At 69.1% G+C, this 13,805-nt stretch carries 14 protein-coding genes; 1 reads left to right on the top strand and 13 read right to left on the bottom strand.

The window, feature by feature from the left end; translation table 11 throughout:
* Positions 1–5 precede the first annotated feature (5 nt).
* The 3 genes from pyk to J2X21_RS08775 form a co-directional block, all read right to left on the bottom strand.
* Complete coding sequence (gene pyk / locus J2X21_RS08785; protein WP_310327409.1) at positions 6–1,436, bottom strand: pyruvate kinase; 1,431 nt, start codon at positions 1,434–1,436, stop codon at positions 6–8.
* Positions 1,437–1,520: 84 nt separating this feature from the next.
* A complete protein-coding gene (locus J2X21_RS08780) occupies positions 1,521–2,000 on the bottom strand; it encodes a GNAT family N-acetyltransferase (protein WP_310327407.1) in 480 nt (159 codons plus the stop codon).
* A 16-nt stretch (positions 2,001–2,016) separates the two neighbouring features.
* Entirely contained in the window at positions 2,017–2,589 is a 573-nt protein-coding gene (locus tag J2X21_RS08775) for a helix-turn-helix domain-containing protein (protein ID WP_310327405.1), read from the bottom strand.
* A gap of 39 nt (positions 2,590–2,628) precedes the next feature.
* Here J2X21_RS08775 and J2X21_RS08770 point away from each other — a divergent pair, with 39 nt between their 5' ends.
* Complete coding sequence (locus J2X21_RS08770; RefSeq protein ID WP_310327403.1) at positions 2,629–3,561, top strand: DMT family transporter; 933 nt, start codon at positions 2,629–2,631, stop codon at positions 3,559–3,561.
* Here the strand turns inward: J2X21_RS08770 and J2X21_RS08765 are convergent.
* The 10 genes from J2X21_RS08765 to fmt all read right to left on the bottom strand — a co-directional run bounded on the left by J2X21_RS08765 (position 3,558) and on the right by fmt (position 13,805).
* Entirely contained in the window at positions 3,558–4,298 is a 741-nt protein-coding gene (locus J2X21_RS08765) for a transporter substrate-binding domain-containing protein (protein WP_310327401.1), read from the bottom strand. The genes J2X21_RS08770 and J2X21_RS08765 overlap by 4 nt on opposite strands.
* 58 nt (positions 4,299–4,356) lie before the next feature.
* Positions 4,357–6,684, bottom strand: coding sequence for an NADP-dependent malic enzyme (locus tag J2X21_RS08760; RefSeq protein WP_310327398.1), 2,328 nt, complete (start codon positions 6,682–6,684; stop codon positions 4,357–4,359).
* Positions 6,685–6,760: 76 nt separating this feature from the next.
* Positions 6,761–8,017, bottom strand: a complete 1,257-nt coding sequence (locus tag J2X21_RS08755) for a GGDEF domain-containing protein (RefSeq protein WP_310327395.1) — start codon at positions 8,015–8,017, stop codon at positions 6,761–6,763.
* A gap of 106 nt (positions 8,018–8,123) precedes the next feature.
* Positions 8,124–9,317: a phosphoglycerate kinase gene (locus tag J2X21_RS08750; RefSeq protein ID WP_310327391.1), complete on the bottom strand. Its 1,194-nt coding sequence runs from the start codon at positions 9,315–9,317 to the stop codon at positions 8,124–8,126.
* Between the two features lie 61 nt (positions 9,318–9,378).
* Positions 9,379–9,708 (bottom strand): AzlD domain-containing protein, encoded by a 330-nt coding sequence (locus J2X21_RS08745; RefSeq protein ID WP_310327388.1) that lies wholly within the window; start codon positions 9,706–9,708, stop codon positions 9,379–9,381.
* A complete protein-coding gene (locus J2X21_RS08740; protein WP_310327385.1) occupies positions 9,705–10,355 on the bottom strand; it encodes an AzlC family ABC transporter permease in 651 nt (216 codons plus the stop codon). The genes J2X21_RS08745 and J2X21_RS08740 overlap by 4 nt, the downstream gene beginning before the upstream one ends.
* A gap of 91 nt (positions 10,356–10,446) precedes the next feature.
* Positions 10,447–11,205, bottom strand: a complete 759-nt coding sequence (locus tag J2X21_RS08735) for a head GIN domain-containing protein (RefSeq protein WP_310327382.1) — start codon at positions 11,203–11,205, stop codon at positions 10,447–10,449.
* Between the two features lie 114 nt (positions 11,206–11,319).
* Positions 11,320–11,658 carry a hypothetical protein gene (locus J2X21_RS08730; RefSeq protein WP_310327379.1) on the bottom strand — a complete coding sequence of 113 codons (339 nt, stop codon included), beginning with the start codon at positions 11,656–11,658 and terminating at the stop codon, positions 11,320–11,322.
* Positions 11,659–11,695: 37 nt separating this feature from the next.
* Positions 11,696–12,547: a zinc metalloprotease HtpX gene (gene htpX, locus J2X21_RS08725; protein WP_310327377.1), complete on the bottom strand. Its 852-nt coding sequence runs from the start codon at positions 12,545–12,547 to the stop codon at positions 11,696–11,698.
* A gap of 322 nt (positions 12,548–12,869) precedes the next feature.
* Positions 12,870–13,805: a methionyl-tRNA formyltransferase gene (fmt, locus tag J2X21_RS08720; RefSeq protein ID WP_310327375.1), complete on the bottom strand. Its 936-nt coding sequence runs from the start codon at positions 13,803–13,805 to the stop codon at positions 12,870–12,872.

The raw sequence follows: 13,805 nt of genomic DNA, 5'->3' as shown, positions 1-13,805 counted from the left end.
GTGGGTCAGCCCACCCGGCACACCTTGAGCATGTTGGTGCCGCCCGGATAGCCCATGGGCTCGCCACAGGTGATGGCGTAGGTGTCGCCGGGGCGCAGCACGCCGCGGTCCACGAGGATCTTCTCGGCCGCGGCCAGCGCCTGGTCGCGATCGACGAACTGCGGCATCAGCAGCGGCGTGACGTTGCGGTACAGCGCCATGCGGCGCATGCTGACGAGCTGGCTGGTCAGGCCGAAGATGGGCACGTTGATGCGGTGACGGCTCATCCACAGCGCGGTGGAGCCCGATTCGGTCAGCGCCAGGATGGCCTTGCAGCCCAGGTGGTGCGCCGTGAACAGCGCGCCCATCGCGATGGACTGGTCGATGCGGCCGAACTGGCGGCCGGCGAAGTCGGTGTCCAGCGTCACGTACTCGGCGCGCTCGGCCTCCAGCGCGATGGCGGCCATCTGTTCGACGGTCTCGATGGGGAACTTGCCGGCCGCGGTCTCGGCGGACAGCATGACCGCGTCGGTGCCGTCCAGCACGGCGTTGGCCACGTCGGACACCTCGGCGCGCGTGGGCACCGGGTTCACGATCATCGACTCCATCATCTGCGTGGCGGTGATGGACACCTTGTCCAGCTCACGGGCCAGCTTGATCATGCGCTTCTGCAGCGCTGGCACGGCGGCGTTGCCGACCTCGACGGCCAGGTCGCCGCGGGCCACCATGATGCCGTCGCTGGCCTTCAGGATGGCTTCGAGGTGGGGGATGGCCTCGTAGCGCTCGATCTTGGCGATCATGGCCGGCTTGTGGCGGTAGGGCTCGCCGGCCACGTTGGCCAGCTGGCGCGCCATTTCCATGTCGGTCGCGTTCTTCGGGAAGCTGACGGCCAGGTACTCGCACTGGAAGGACATCGCGGTCTTGATGTCTTCCATGTCCTTGCCGGTCAGCGCCGGGGCCGTCAGGCCGCCGCCCTGCTTGTTGATGCCCTTGTTGTTGGACAGCTCGCCGCCCAGCTTGACGGTGGTGTGCACCTGCGCGCCGCGCACATGGTCCACGGTCAGCACCAGCAGGCCGTCGTTCAGCAGCAGCGTGTCGCCGGGCTTCACGTCGCGCGGCAGTTCCTTGTAGTCCAGGCCCGCGATCTCCTGGTTGCCAAGCTCGGTGCGGTCGGCGTCCAGCACGAACTTGGCGCCGGGGATCAACTCGATCTTGCCGCCCTCGAACTTGCCGACGCGGATCTTGGGGCCTTGCAGGTCGGCCATGATGGCCACCGACTTGCCGACGCGCTCAGCCGCGGCGCGGACCATGTTCGCGCGATCGATGTGATCCTGTGCCTTGCCGTGCGAGAAGTTCAGCCGCACGACGTCGACGCCGGCTCGGATCATCTGCTCGAGTACCTCGGGCGTGTTGGAAGCGGGGCCGAGGGTGGCGACGATCTTGGTGGCGCGGGTCATGGCTTGTCTCAACTTTCTGGGGGGCGCGGAATTATGGTCCGCTCAAGCCCGCCGGAGTTTCGCCGCGTTTCGGTGCGAATAGGGCTACAGCGTCCGCTCGAAGAAAACACTCAGCGGGTCGAGTGCATAGCCACCAAAGGGCCCGCACTCGACATAGCCCAGCCGCCGGTACAGCCCTAACGCCTCCGGCTGGTGGATGCCGGTCTCCAGCCGCGCGATGCGCACGCCACGTTGCAGCAGCTCGCCTTCCAGGCGGGCCATCAGCTGCTTGGCCGCGCCCTTGCCACGTGCGCTGTCGAGCACGAAAAGCCGCTTGATCTCGCCATAGGCCGGCTCGCCGGGCGGGGCATGGAACTTCACGCCACCGCAGCCGGCCAGCGTGTCGCCCAGCCACAGCCCCCAGAACGCGCCATGCGGCGCGCGCAGCCCGTCGGCCGGCTCGAAGTGGTTGCTTTCGCTGGGATAGAGGCTGCTCATCAACGCCTCGGATTGCGCCATCAGCGCTTGCGCGTCGGGGTGACCGGGGTCCAGTGGGGCGAGACGCGGGGTCAGGTGTGAACTCATGGTGGTTAGATACCAGTTACAAGCTGGGCACAGTCATCGCGAGCAGGTAGCGCGCCGGATCGGCACCGGGATTGGCAAACACGCTAGGCCCCAGGCAGCGAAAGCTGATGGAGTCGCCCGCGGCCATCTCGAACACCTGGCCCTGCAGCGTCAGCCGCAGCTGCCCGTCCAACAGGCACAGGTGGTGCTCCAGCCGCGCGACGGTGGGCGCGTCGTAGGCCAGTTCGGCGCCAGGCGCCAGCCGCGCCTCGATGACCTCGGTGGCGAAGCCGGCCAGCGGCGGGCAGCGCATCAGGCGCTCGAAGCCGCTCTGCTGGTCGTGCCAGCGCGGCTGGTCGGCGGCGCGCAGCAGGCGTACCGGCAGCACCTCGGCTTCGGTCAGCAGCCGACTCAGCGGCAGCCCATGGGCGCGGGCCAGGCGCGACAGCAGCGTGGCGGTCGGGCTGGTCTCGGCGCGCTCCAGTCGGCTCAGCGTCGCGCGACTGACGCCGCTGCGTGTGGCCAGGTCGTCCAGCGACCAGCCCGCCGCCGTGCGCAGCGCGGCCAGGCGTTCCGCCAGTTGACGTTCGAACTGGCCTTCTTCGCTCACATCTGAGAATTCTTCTCTCATATGAGAAGATGCTAACCGATGAAGCAGCACCCCACCGCCCCCTTGCTCGCGGCCCTGGCCGTGGTGCTGGTGTGGGGTCTCAATTTCCCGCTGGCCAAGGCGCTGTTCACGCAGGTGGGCCCGGCCGCATTCCTGGGCCTGCGCTACCTGTTGATGCCGCTGTGCGCGGTCGCCTTGCTGTACTGGCGCTTTCGCTGGAACTGGCCGCGGCTGGACCGCGCCGAGGTGTGGCCGCTGGTGCGGCTGACGCTGGTGGGCCAGGGCCTGCATCTGATGGCGTCGACCTACGGCATGCAGGGCTCCACCGCGTTCAGCGCCAGCGTGCTGCTGGCCTGCGGGCCGGTGTTCACGCTGCTGATCCTGCGCTTCAGCGGCGTGGAGACGCTCTCCAAAGGCCAGATCGCCGGCGTCGCAACGGCCGCCATGGGCGCTTTGCTGTTCACGTCGGACAAGCTGCTGGCAGCCGACTGGCAGGCCGGGCTCGGCGACCTGACGCTGCTGATGGCCGCCGCGCTGTTCAGCTACTACACGGTGGCGGCCAAGCCGCTGATCCAGCATCACGGCGGCGTCACGGTGCTGGGCTACGGCAGCTTGGTGTGCACGCTGCCCATGCTGCTGTGGTGCGCGCCTGAACTGGCTGCGCTGGACTGGGCAGCCCAACCCGCCTGGGTGTGGAGCGGCACGGTCTGGCAGGTGGCCGGCGGCGGCTTCCTGGGCTGGCTGGCCTGGGGCTGGGCCAACGAGAAGCGCGGCGTGGCGCGCACGGCGCCGTTCATCTACCTGATGCCGCCCATTGCCGGCATCACCGCCTGGGCCTGGGGTGGCGAGGCCTTCTCGCTGCACAAGATCCTGGCCGCGGCGCTGATCCTGGCCGGCGTGGCGCTCGCGCAGTTCGGGGCGGCGGCGGGCTGGTCGGCGCGTCGCCCGCCCGAAGGCGGCACGCCGGGCTAGCGAGACGGCGCCATCGCGTCGTCGAGGGCCCGCATCTGCCGGTCCGGTAGCGCCTTGCTGCAGAAGAAGAAGCGCCCTTCCCCGGGCGGCGCATCGGGCAGGCGGCGCAGTTCCAGCGCGCCCCCGGCCTCGCCCAGTTGCTTGATCAGCGCTTCGCCTTCTTCATCGGTGAACAAGGCCGCATCCGCCATGCCCAGCAGCACCAGGCGCACACGGGCCATGCTGTTGTCCGACGACCGGAGCATCTTCGCGCTGCCCTCGGCCAGCGCCTTGTCAGTCTCTGCGCCGTAGGAATAGCCATGGCGCAGCGCCAGCGTGACGGCGGGCGACTGCACCACGGCGGCAAAACGCTGGACCTCCTTGAGCCGGCCATCCTTGCGGATCATCAGGCTCTGTGGCGGGCTGCTGTAGACCGGCAGCCGCGAATACCGGCCCACCTGCTCGCGCGCCGACGTGCGGTACAGGCCCAGCGCGCAGGCCGGCTCGGCGTTGCGCGTGATCATGGCCACCTGACGGGCCACGGGCGCCTCGCTCAGTTCCACCTTGAGGCCGGCCCGCTGCAGGATGGCCATCGCCGGCGCCCCCTGGACGCCGGTCAGCAGGTCGCCATGGCGGCTCATCAACGGCGGCCGCTCCTCGTAGTACAGCACCAGGTCGGCGGCCAGCGCCCACGCGGCTGGGCATGCGCTCAGTAGCGCGACCAGCAGGCGGCGGTGGAGACGGGCGTCGGGCTTCACGCGGGCTCGGGCATCAGGAACTGCCGGCTGGCAGCGTAGCACCACCGGCCTCGACGAGTCAGCCCTTCGCCAGCCGCGCCTCGCGCACGTCCGCCACCGCCAGCGCCGTCATGTTGACGATGCGGCGCACCGTGGCCGACGGCGTGAGGATGTGCACCGGGGCCGCCGCGCCCAGCAGGATGGGGCCGATGGTGACGCCCTGGCTGGCGCTGATCTTCAGCACGTTGAACAGGATGTTGGCGGCGTCCAGCGTGGGCAGCACCAGCAGGTTGGCGGCACCAGTGAGCTTGCTGTCGGGCAGGAAGGCCTGGCGCACGCTCTCGGACAGCGCCGCGTCGCCGTGCATCTCGCCGTCGCACTCCACCTCGGGGTGCGCGGCCGCGAACAACTCGTGCGCACGGCGCATCTTCAGCGCCGACGGTCGCGTGCTGGAGCCGAACATCGAGTGGCTGACGAAAGCCAGCTTGGGCGGCAGGCCGAAGCGGCTGACCTCCTCGGCGGCCATCGCGGCGATGTCGGCCAGCGCCTCGGCGCTCGGGTCGTCGTTGACGAAGGTGTCGGTGATGAACAGCGTCATCTGGTCGAGGATCAGCGCGTTCATCGCGGCGAACTGGCGGGCATCGGCACGCAGGCCCACGAGGTCGCGCACCTGCTCCAGGTGGCGGTCGAACTTGCCCACCAGGCCGCAGATCATCGCGTCGGCATCGCCCAGCTCGATGGCCAGCGCGCCGATGGCGGTGTTGGAGCGGCGCACGGCCGACTTGGCCATCTCGGGCGTCACGCCGTTGCGCTTCATGCGCTGGTGGTAGGCCTCCCAGTACTGGCGGAAGCGCGGGTCGTCCTCGGGGTCGATGACGGCGACATCGTCACCCAGCTTCAGCCGCAGGCCGGCGCGCTGGATGCGCGCCGCCAGCACCTCGGGGCGGCCGATCAGCGTGGGCCGGCACAGGCCCTCGTCCAGCGCCACCTGCACGGCGCGCAGCACGCGTTCGTCCTCGCCCTCGGCGTAGATGACGCGGGCCTTCTCGGCCTTGGCCGCCGCGAACACCGGGCGCATGAACATGCCGGTCTGGTAGACGAAGCGCTCCAGCGATTGGCGGTAGGCCGCCAGATCTTCCACCGGCCGCGTGGCCACGCCATCGGCCGCCGCGGCTGCGGCAACCGCGGGCGCGATGCGCAGGATCAGGCGCGCGTCAAACGGCTTGGGGATGATGTAGTCGGGGCCGAAGGCCAGCTCCTGGCCGGCATAGGCGGCGGCCACTTCATCCGAGGTCTCGGCCTTGGCCAGCGCGGCGATCTCGCGCACGCAGGCCAGCTTCATGCCCTCGGTGATCTTGGTCGCGCCGCAGTCCAGCGCGCCGCGGAAGATGTAGGGGAAGCACAAGACGTTGTTGACCTGGTTCGGGTAGTCCGAGCGGCCCGTCGCGACGATGCAGTCCGGCCGCACGGCCTTGGCCAGTTCGGGGCGGATCTCCGGCTCGGGGTTGGCCAGTGCCAGGATGATGGGCTGCGTGCCCATAGTCTTGACCATGTCCGCCGTCAGCACGCCAGCCGCCGAGCAGCCGAGGAACACGTCCGCGCCCTCGACGACATCCGCCAGCGTGCGCGCCGAACTGACCTGGCAGTAGCGCTGCTTGGACTCGTCCAGCTTGCCCGCCTTCGCGTCCTCGCGCTCGCTCTGGATGACACCGCGCGAGTCGACGACGAAGATGTTCTCGCGCTTCACGCCCAGTCCCACCATGACGTCCAGGCAGGCGATGGCGGCCGCACCGGCGCCCGACACGGCGACCTTGACGGCACCGATGTCCTTGCCCACCAGCTCCAGCCCGTTCAGCAGCGCGGCCGACGAGATGATGGCGGTGCCGTGCTGGTCATCGTGGAACACCGGGATGTTCATGCGCTTGGACAGCTCGCGCTCGATGTAGAAGCACTCGGGTGCCTTGATGTCCTCGAGGTTGATGCCGCCCAGCGTGGGCTCCATCGCCGCGATGATGGCGATCAGCTTGTCCGGGTCGCGCTCGGCCAGCTCGATGTCGAACACGTCGATGCCGGCGAACTTCTTGAACAGGCAGCCCTTGCCTTCCATGACCGGCTTGGCGGCCAGCGGGCCGATGTCGCCCAGGCCCAGCACCGCGGTGCCGTTGGTGATGACGCCCACCAGGTTGCCGCGCGACGTGAAGTCGGCGGCCAGCGCCGGGTCGCTCTCGATGTCCAGGCAGGGATAGGCCACGCCTGGCGAATAGGCCAGCGACAGGTCGCGCTGGTTGCTCAGCGCCTTGGTCGGCGTGACCGAGATCTTGCCACGCGTCGGGGCGCGGTGGTACTCACGGGCGGCGTCGCGCAGCGCGGCTTCGGCAGGCGACAAGGGAGCGTTGTTCTTTTCCATGGCAGTGTCTCTCTCAGGGGGAACCCGCAAGATTACGCCGCGTTTCATGGCCTGCCGATGCAGGTTTCTTGAAAATCTATGCCGAAGCCGATATCACCTGATCGCGCCCCGCGTGCTTGGCGCGGTACATGGCCTGGTCGGCCTCCCGCATCGCTTCTTCAAGCGCGGCTTCGCTGTCGGCCTGCGCCACGCCCCAGCTCGCCGTCACCGACAGGCCGGCCGGCCAGGCCGTGTGTGCCAGCACGTGGCGCAGGCGTTCGGCCACGGCGACCGCCTCGGCGGCTGGCGTCTGCGGCATGACCAGCACGAACTCCTCGCCACCCCAGCGCGCCACGAGGTCGTCGCGCGGCAGGTTGGCGCGCAGCGTCTGCGCGAGCAGCTGCAGCACCTGGTCTCCCACATCGTGACCATGTCGGTCATTGATGTCCTTGAAATGGTCGGCGTCGACGAAGACAACGGACAACGGAAAGATCAGCTCGCCCTGCGAGCGGATCAGCAGCTCCAGTGCACGGCTCAGTCCCTCGCGGTTGGCCACCTGCGTCAGCGCATCGCGCAACGCCAGCTTCTCCAGCGCGCGCGAGCGGCTGACGGAGCGCCGCAGCCGCCCACGCACCGCCCGGCTCTCCCAGACCAGATAGCCCAGCAGGCTGAACATCCACAGGCCCACCAGGCCCAGGCGGAAGGTCTCGGGTGCGACCCAGTCGCCCACCAGCTCCGCACGGTCCACGCGGATCACGTGCGTGCCGGGCGCGACCTGGCCGCTGGTGCTGAAGCTGATGATGCGGATGCGGTCCAGCTCCGGCCCCACCAGCGACACAGGCAGCGGATGGGTCTGGGCCCACCAGGAGCTGACGACGAACTGCGACAGCCGCAGCTCCACCGGCTGGGGCTGGGCGCCGGGCGCAAAGCCCACCTCCTGCGGCTTCAGGTCCTCGGCCTCAGCGGCCTTGGAATACACCGGGTTGAAGTTGCGCAGGAACACACGCACCTGGGCGGCCCCCTTGTCCAGCGTCGGCCCCTCGGCGTGCAGCCACAACCGGATGTGGCTGAAGCGGCGCAGGTCGAGGTCGCCTTCCTTCATCTCGATCTGCAGTTCGCAGAACGGCCACTGGTAGACGGGCCGAATCTCGCATTGCATGGCCAGCGGGCCGCCGGGCTTGCCGACCAAGCGGGCCTTGCTCGTGCCGCCGCTGCCGCTGTCGTCGACCAGTTCCAGGTGTTGAGTCGGCCCTAGCCCGTCCAGCGCCAGGCGGCGGGTCATCCAGTGCTCGTTGGCATAAAGCCCCACGAACGTCACAAGGATGAGCAGGGCCAGCAGCCAGCGCAGAACCATGGGACCATTCTGGCGGTGCGGCGTCAGACCCGTCCAGGGTGCCCACCCCGGGGGCGGGTGAGAAACCGTGACCTACGGCACTCAGGCCGCCAGTCCGATCCGGGTGTCAGCCGGCTGCGCGCTGGCTGAGGATCTCGAACGCCGGCAGCGTCTTGCCTTCCAGCACTTCCAGGAAGGCGCCGCCGCCCGTGGAGATGTAGCCCACGTCCTTCTCGATGCCGTACTTGGCGATGGCCGCCAGCGTGTCGCCGCCGCCGGCGATGCTGAAGGCGCTGCTCTCGGCGATGGCACGCGCCAGCGTCTCGGTGCCACCCGCGAAAGCGTCGAACTCGAACACGCCCACCGGGCCGTTCCAGACGATGGTGCCGGCGGCCTTCAGCTGCTCGGCCAGCTTGGCGGCGGTCTTGGGGCCGATGTCCAGGATCAGGTCGTCGTCGGCCACGTCGGTGGCGGCCTTGACGGTCGCCTCGGCATCGGCGGCGAAACGCTTGGCGGTGACGACGTCTTCCGGGATGGGCACGGCGGCGCCGCGCGCGGCCATCGCGGCGATGACGGCCTTGGCCTGGTCCACCAGGTCCGGCTCGGCCAGCGATTTGCCGATCTTCAGGCCGGCGGCCAGCATGAAGGTGTTGGCGATGCCGCCGCCGACGATGAGGCCGTCGACGTTCTTGGACAGCGACTGCAGGATGGTCAGCTTGGTCGACACCTTGGAGCCGGCCACGATGGCGACCAGCGGGCGCTTGGGGTTGGCCAGCGCCTTGGAGATGGCGTCGATCTCGGCGGCCAGCAGCGGGCCGGCGCACGCGACCTTGGCGAACTTGGCGATGCCATAGGTGGTGGCCTCGGCGCGGTGGGCGGTGCCGAAGGCGTCGTGCACGAAGATGTCGCAGAGAGCCGCGAGCTTGCGCGACAGCTCCTCGCTGCACTTCTTCTCGCCCTTGTTGACGCGGCAGTTCTCCAGCAGCACCAGCTCGCCCGGCTTCACGTCGACGCCGTCAACCCAGTTCGCCTTCAGCGGCACCGGGCGGCCCAGCAGCTCGGCCATGCGCTCGGCGACGGGCGCCAGCGAATCCTCGGGCTTGAACTCGCCTTCGGTCGGGCGGCCCAGGTGGGACGTGACCATGACGGCGGCGCCGGCGTCCAGCGCCATCTTGATGGCCGGCAGCGACGCGCGGATGCGGGTGTCTTCGGTGATCTTGCCGTTGTCGGCCTGCGGCACGTTCAGGTCGGCGCGGATGAAGACGCGCTGGCCGGCCACCTTGCCGGCGGCGATCAGGTCGGAGAAGCGGATGACGTTCATGGTCGGGCGGTTCAGTTGAGAAAAACTGCCGCGATTCTCACCGCCCCGCGTTCCGGCGCGGTTACCAGCCCAGGCCCAGCTTCAGCGGCAGCATCACCGCCATGCCCACGAGGATGGTGCCCAGCAGGTCGCGGCGCCAGAAGTAGTAGGCCGTCGCCGCCAGCGCCGCGGGCCAGCGCGCGTCCTGCCAGGTCGTGATGACCTGGCCCTGCGTCATGAAGATCTCCGGCGCGACCACGGCGACCAGCGCCGCCAGCGGAGCCACCTTCAACAACTCGCGAAGCCAGTCGGGCGTGGGCAGCGGCTTGCTGCCGATCATGAAGAAGCCGCGCGTCACCACGGTGATGGCGCCCAGGCCCACCAGCGCGATCCAGGTCATCCATTCACTCATGAGCGCCTCTTGCGCGAATCCAGCCACCAGCCCACGGCGCCCGCGGCGGCAATGGCGCACAGGATGTTCAGCTTCAACGGCAACGAGTAGGTCAGGATGGACACGACGCCTGCCGTGACCAGCACCCACCACAGCATGCGTTCGGTCAGCAGCGAGTACGACAGGCCCAGCAGCGCCATGACGCCGGCGAAGCCTATGCCCCAGTGCGGCGGGATGCGATCGGCCAGCAGGATGCCGGTGAAGGCGCTCAGCTGCCAGGTGGGCCAGTTCACGGCCACGCCGCCCCAGAAGTAGCGCTGCTGGCCCGGCGCGGGCTGCGGGTCCGGGTATCGTTTCACGAAATAGACGAAGTTCAGGTCGGCCGCGAAATAGGTCAGCGACAGCCGCCGCACGCGCGGCAGGTGGCCGAAGTAGTGGCGCCACTGCGCGCTGAAGATGACGAAGCGCAGGTTCACGCAGAAGGCCGTGGCCAGCAGCACCCACAGCGGCGCGCCGGCGGCGATCAGCGGCAGCGCCGTCAGCTGCGCGCTGCCGGCAAACACCAGCAGCGACATGCCCATGGCCAGCGGCAGGCTGAGGCCGCTCTTCACCATCGTGATGCCTGTCACCAGGCCCCAGGCCGCAAGCCCCAGCGATGGGGAGGCCATGTCACGCGCGCCTTGCCGGAAGTCGGGATCCGCCCTCAGCGCGCGCAGTCTTTCAATGAACTGCATCCCGCCATTCTCGGCGGGATGGCTTTTACTTCTCGAGACGACGGACTTTGCCGCTGCCGGCGACGGTGGAGCTGATCTCCGGCGAGCCGACGTATTTCACATCGCCACTGCCGGCGATGCTGACCTTCAGCGCCTTGGTGGCCTGCACCTGGGCGTCGCCGCTGCCGGCAATACTGACCTTGACCTCTTCGGCGGCGAACTCGGCCGCCTTCACGTCGCCGCTGCCGGCAATGCTGACCGACGCGCTGGCCGCGCGGCCGGCGACGACCAGGTCGCCACTGCCGCTGACCTTCATGGCCAGGCGCTCGGCGTCCAGGTTGGCGAAGCGGATGTCGCCCGAGCCGGCGATGGCCGCCTCGACGCCGCCCGTCTTCATGGCCTCGACCTTGATGGTGCCGGAGCCCGCCACGGCCACCGCGCGCAGCGCCGGCATCTCGATGCTGAAGCTGGGCGAGGTACTGGTGGAGATGTTGAAGCCCTTCTTGGGCTGGATGCGCAGCGTGCGGCCGTCCAGTTCGGTCTCGATGTAGGGAAGCACGTTGCGGTCGGCCTTGATCTCGACCTTGTTGCCGCTGCCCTGGCGGATCACGACGTTGAAGCCGCCGCTGAGCGACACGCCGTCGAAGCTGCCAGTATTGCGCGCCTCGGTGGCGATGTCGCCGTTGCCGGTGATGCGCTCACCCTTGTTGTTCCAGCTCCAGGCCTGGGCCGAGCCGCAGAAGACGGCGGCGCTGACGAGGCCGAGGGCGCTGAGACGGGCGAATTGGCGGCGGGAGGTGTTCATGTCGGGCTCCATCAAGGTTGCGATGGATGAATCTTGCCGACCGGGGCCGCCTCGCCCCAGGCCCGCGCGACGATGCGCAGGATAGAAGCCCTGAAATGCGGCTGGACGCGCTGATCAGCTCGCTTTGGCCGCCGGCTTGGTCTCGACTTCCTCGGCGTCTGCCGGCGGCTTCACGCTGCCCGGTCGCGGCACCACCGGCGCCACGCCTTCCAGCTTGTTCTCGCGCATGTACTCGTCCATTTCGCGCCAGCCGGTGTAGACGGCCGCCTTCTGCGCCTTGGGATTCAGCACATAGCAGTCCTCGATGGCGCGCATCGCGTGCCGGCAGGCGCTGCCTATGGCCTTGCCCTCGGCCTCCTTGGCGGCGGCGGTCTTGACGGGATCTTCAATGCCCAGCTGCTCGCAGGCCGACAGGGCCGCGAGCAGGGGCAGGGCGAGAAGGACACGCTTCATGGGATGAGGTATCGACCGCCGCTGCGGCAACTTGAGGTCAGCGACCGCCCCGGGCCATCGCCATGAGACGAGCGACACGCTCCTCGGTGGAGGGGTGCGTGGAGAACAGTCCCCGCAGGCCGCCGCTGGACAGCGGGTTCATGATCATCATCTGCGCCGTCTCCGGATGCGCCTCGGCCGGTGCCATAGTGATGCCCTGGGCATAGCGATGGATCTTGTCCAGCGCCGAGGCCAGCGCGGCCGGGTCGCCGGAGATCTCGGCGCCGCCGCGGTCGGCCTCGAACTCACGGGCGCGGCTGATGGCCATCTGGATCAGGCTGGCGGCCAGCGGGGCCAGCAGCGCGACGGCGATGCCGGCGATGGGGTTGGTGGGTCGGCCGTTCTCGTCGCGGCCACCGAAGAAGGCCGCGAAGTTGGCCAGCATGGAGATCGCACCGGCCATCGTCGCGCTGATGGTGCTGATGAGGATGTCGCGGTGGGCCACATGGGCCAGCTCGTGCGCCATCACGCCGCGCAGCTCGCGCTCGGACAGCACGCGCAGGATGCCGGTGGTCGCCGCGACGGCGGCGTTCTCGGGGTTGCGGCCGGTGGCGAAGGCATTGGGCGCCTGCTCGTCGATCAGGTAGACACGCGGCATGGGCAGGTTGGCGCGCTGGGCAAGCTCGCGCACCATGCCGTAGAACTGCGGCGCCGAAGAGGCGTCGACCTCACGGGCGTTGTACATCTTCAGCACCAGCTTGTCGGAGAACCAGTAGCTGTAGAAATTCATGCCGACGGCGACGACTAGCGCGATCAGCATGCCGGTCTGGCCGCCAATCATGGCGCCGACGGCCATGAACAGCGCCGTGATGGCGGCCATCAGGACGGCGGTCTTCACGAGGTTGAACATTGCAGTGAACTCCGGTGGCGAAACAACGACTTGGCAGATGGTGCCACGTCAAGGGCTTTTCAAGTCGACGGCAATGGGTTGCGAAGGCGGCTGGCCGGTGGCCAATCAAGGCGCGGCGCGCAGCCCGCACTCATGTGCGGGCAAACGCTGCAACGCAGAGTGGTCGCCGGCAAGCCGCCTTCCCGAAGGGTTGTGTCCCAACAGGCCGGGCGCGGCGTTGCAAATCCTCGCCGGGTAGCCAACCCGGCTCCGGTATGCGCCTTGCTCCCGGCCTGTTGGGACACAACGCAACCCGTTGCCGTCGGCTTGGAAAGCCCAGATTTCAAGCGGTTTCGAAACGCTCGCCGACCGCGATGGGCCGCGCCTGCAGGAAGGCCGCCGCCGGTGCGCGCTTGCCGCCGGCACGCTGCAACTCGGTCAAGCGCAGCGCGCCTTCGCCACAGGCCACCACCGGCCCGGGCGCAATGACTTCACCCGGCGCCCCGCTGCCCTCGGCCAGTTCGGCACGCCAGACCTTGACCACCTCGCCCGCCAGCGTCGCGACACCGCCCGGGAAGGGGTCGAAAGCGCGCAGGCGGCGCTCGATGACGGCTGCCGGCTGCGTCCAATCAATGACGCTCTCGGCCTTCTCGATCTTGTGCGCGTAGTTCACGCCCTCGGCCGGCTGCACGGTCCGCGTCAGCGACCCAGCCCGCAGCGCCTCGACGATGAGGCGGCCGCCCATGGCGGCCAGTCGGTCGTGCAGCACAGCGGTGGTGTCGTCGGCACGGATGGCCTCGCGGTCCACCAGCAGCATGTCGCCGGTGTCCAGTCCCGCATCCATCTGCATGATGGTGATGCCGGTCTCGGCGTCTCCCGCCTCAATCGCGCGATGGATGGGCGCCGCGCCGCGCCAGCGCGGCAGCAGCGACGCGTGGATGTTCAGGCAGCCGCGCCGGGGCAGCTCCAGCACCCACTGCGGCAGGATCAGGCCGTAGGCGGCCACCACCATCACGTCGGCATCGGCGGCCAGCAGCGTCTCTCGCGCCGCGGCGGCGTCGCTGGCGTACTTGCCGTCCAGCTTCAGGCCCTGCGGCTGCGCGACCGGGATGCCGGCCGCCACGGCGCGCTGCTTCACGGCGGACGCCTGCAGTTTCATGCCACGGCCGGCCGGGCGGTCGGGCTGGGTCAGCACCAGCGGCACCGTGAAACCAGCGGCCAGCAATGCATCCAGCGCGACGGCGGCGAACTCCGGCGTGCCGGCAAAAACGACACGCAT

Origin of the sequence: Roseateles asaccharophilus (assembly GCF_031458115.1) — a bacterium.
GTDB classification, from domain to species: Bacteria; Pseudomonadota; Gammaproteobacteria; order Burkholderiales; family Burkholderiaceae_C; genus Pelomonas; species Pelomonas asaccharophilus_A.
Note: the sequence above shows the minus strand (reverse complement) of the source record. Positions and strands in the feature narration are given on the sequence as shown.

What these genes read in the sequence shown, in the direction of transcription:
- pyk (WP_310327409.1), bottom strand. Translation starts at nt 1,436, where the DNA reads ATGACCCGCGCCACCAAGATCGTCGCCACCCTCGGCCCCGCTTCCAAC.
- J2X21_RS08745 (WP_310327388.1), bottom strand. Translation starts at nt 9,708, where the DNA reads ATGAGTGAATGGATGACCTGGATCGCGCTGGTGGGCCTGGGCGCCATC.
- J2X21_RS08735 (WP_310327382.1), bottom strand. Translation starts at nt 11,205, where the DNA reads ATGAACACCTCCCGCCGCCAATTCGCCCGTCTCAGCGCCCTCGGCCTC.
- J2X21_RS08755 (WP_310327395.1), bottom strand. Translation starts at nt 8,017, where the DNA reads ATGGTTCTGCGCTGGCTGCTGGCCCTGCTCATCCTTGTGACGTTCGTG.
- htpX (WP_310327377.1), bottom strand. Translation starts at nt 12,547, where the DNA reads ATGTTCAACCTCGTGAAGACCGCCGTCCTGATGGCCGCCATCACGGCG.
- J2X21_RS08740 (WP_310327385.1), bottom strand. Translation starts at nt 10,355, where the DNA reads ATGGCCTCCCCATCGCTGGGGCTTGCGGCCTGGGGCCTGGTGACAGGC.
- J2X21_RS08750 (WP_310327391.1), bottom strand. Translation starts at nt 9,317, where the DNA reads ATGAACGTCATCCGCTTCTCCGACCTGATCGCCGCCGGCAAGGTGGCC.
- J2X21_RS08760 (WP_310327398.1), bottom strand. Translation starts at nt 6,684, where the DNA reads ATGGAAAAGAACAACGCTCCCTTGTCGCCTGCCGAAGCCGCGCTGCGC.
- J2X21_RS08730 (WP_310327379.1), bottom strand. Translation starts at nt 11,658, where the DNA reads ATGAAGCGTGTCCTTCTCGCCCTGCCCCTGCTCGCGGCCCTGTCGGCC.
- J2X21_RS08770 (WP_310327403.1), top strand. Translation starts at nt 2,629, where the DNA reads ATGAAGCAGCACCCCACCGCCCCCTTGCTCGCGGCCCTGGCCGTGGTG.
- fmt (WP_310327375.1), bottom strand. Translation starts at nt 13,805, where the DNA reads ATGCGTGTCGTTTTTGCCGGCACGCCGGAGTTCGCCGCCGTCGCGCTG.
- J2X21_RS08780 (WP_310327407.1), bottom strand. Translation starts at nt 2,000, where the DNA reads ATGAGTTCACACCTGACCCCGCGTCTCGCCCCACTGGACCCCGGTCAC.